This is a genomic window from uncultured Tateyamaria sp. (assembly GCF_947504105.1).
Classification (GTDB): Bacteria; Pseudomonadota; Alphaproteobacteria; order Rhodobacterales; family Rhodobacteraceae; genus Tateyamaria.
The window spans coordinates 1-1,849 of the sequence record NZ_CANNGP010000123.1; the positions used below are offsets into that span (position 1 = coordinate 1).

2 protein-coding genes are annotated in these 1,849 nt (G+C 50.2%); both read left to right on the top strand.

The genetic code is table 11. From position 1 onward, the window contains the following. Window positions 1-180: 180 nt before the first annotated feature. The gene (locus tag Q1A75_RS23785; RefSeq protein ID WP_299641513.1) at window positions 181-669 is read left to right on the top strand and encodes a hypothetical protein; all 489 of its coding nucleotides are present in this window, start codon (window positions 181-183) and stop codon (window positions 667-669) included. Then, complete coding sequence (locus Q1A75_RS23790; RefSeq protein WP_299593518.1) at window positions 650-1,813, top strand: hypothetical protein; 1,164 nt, start codon at window positions 650-652, stop codon at window positions 1,811-1,813. Before Q1A75_RS23785 ends, Q1A75_RS23790 begins: the two co-directional genes overlap by 20 nt. Window positions 1,814-1,849 lie beyond the last annotated feature (36 nt).

Genomic DNA, 1,849 nt, shown 5'->3' on the forward strand with positions numbered 1-1,849 from the left:
TGCATCACCGCCAGCACGCCGCATAATCAAACCAATCAGATGAGCCAAACTCTCTCTTAGTTTAGACCGCCATTGGCTCCAAAAACCATGACGACGGACAGTAATAAACCGCTTCACTAGAGACAATTTTGGATCATGCTGGGTAGTTGTAAAAAGGGACAGAGCTCCACCTCTTACGTGGTGAAAAAGTCAGGCTTGGTTTTCTCTGAACTCAAAGACTTATCTGTAGTGGATGAAGTTGTTTATCTTGCGCGGCAAGCGCATGAGGAAAGCCGGTTCTCCTACATCACTTTTGCACCAAACAAGGTCCGTGCCATTGCTGAGCGCGCCATCTGTAATCCCAAACGATACGCAGCCATGATGGCTTGGGATAGTGGGAAACCAGTTGGGTTCGTTTATGGCTCAATCGGTGAGTATCACATAGGCACCGGGGCACTGGTGACAACCATCCATAATATCAATGTGCTCAAAGAGGTGCGTTACGGCTTACGTGGCGGACGCGTTGCACTTGGTCTGTTTCAGGGCATTGAGACTTGGTCGAAGGCCCGGTCATCGAAAGAAATTCTTTTTCACGTGACCTCAGATGTCGATCTGAGCCGTACACACAAGTTTATCAAACGGTTGGGTTACCGTTTTATTGGGGGAAGTTATGCAAAAAACATCATTTAAGAACGGACTAGAATTTTCCAACTTGCTTGTTCCGGCTTTGGACGATGCATACGGTCAAAAATTTGAACGAACTATTGGTGCAGCGGGCATCTCAACATGCGAACAACAAGGCGCGTTTGACGCGTTTGATAGCGCAACGCGCAACGACGAAGGCACTGGTGAACTCCAGTACATGCACAAAAGTGGCTGGCGCACCTATAATTTCGAGGTCGCAGGTCACCACACCTACATTGCAGATGGTATTAGGGTTCATAACACGTCGAGCGAATACACACTGAATGAAGATGGGACGATTGACACGCTTACCGGAAGTGACGGGGAAGACATTGCGGTAGATGGAAGCTGGACGCCAGCTCAAGCTTATCACTATGGGCGGGTCATAGATGTTGACAACGGTGATGGCACAACTACGCGTACCTTAACGTCTGGCAACTTTATGGAAAGCCTCTCCGCATTCGGACGCAGTTTTGCCGATGCAATTGGACTGGACGGCAGATTTGGCTACCAAGGTACATTTGCCAACCCCGATGATGGCATTGATGGGCCACTTCACGAAGTTGGTCAGCCAAATCCGTTTCGCGTTGACTGGTCAGGCGATCAAGATGGCGACGGCATACCAGATTCCCGTGATGAGGACTTTTCCAACATAGGGCATTGGGGCGGAGATCGTGACAACGATGGTGTGCCAAATTGGCGGGATCGAAACGGTGTGCCAAATTGGCGGGATCGAAACGATGGCGTCGGCTGGCGAGATCGAAATCCCGGGGGGGAAGGGGATAGCGAAGGCAGCGGCAAACCTATCATCCTCGATATGGACGGAGATGGTATTGAGATCGAGGTAGACGGGCTTGTTTCGTTCGATATGGACGCTGATGGCTTCTTGGAAAGTACCGCTTGGGTGAGCCCAGACGATGCATTCTTAGTTATTGATTTGAATGCCGATGGGTCCCGCGGTGCTGGCGATGGCCAAATCAATATGACGCAGGAACTGGCATTTACGGAATGGTTGCCTACTGGTGGGGTAACCGACCTACAAGCATTGGCAATGTTTGATGCTCTTACTGAACTGGGCGGAAATGGGGACGGCGTCCTTTCATCGGAAGATTGTCCGTCGTCATGGTTTTTGGGGCCAATGGCGGTCTAAACTAAGAGAGAGTTTGGCTCATCTGATTGGTTTGAT

Bases quoted from the DNA above. Each gene is read 5' to 3' on its own strand.
- Q1A75_RS23790 (WP_299593518.1), top strand. From the start codon at position 650: ATGCAAAAAACATCATTTAAGAACGGACTAGAATTTTCCAACTTGCTT.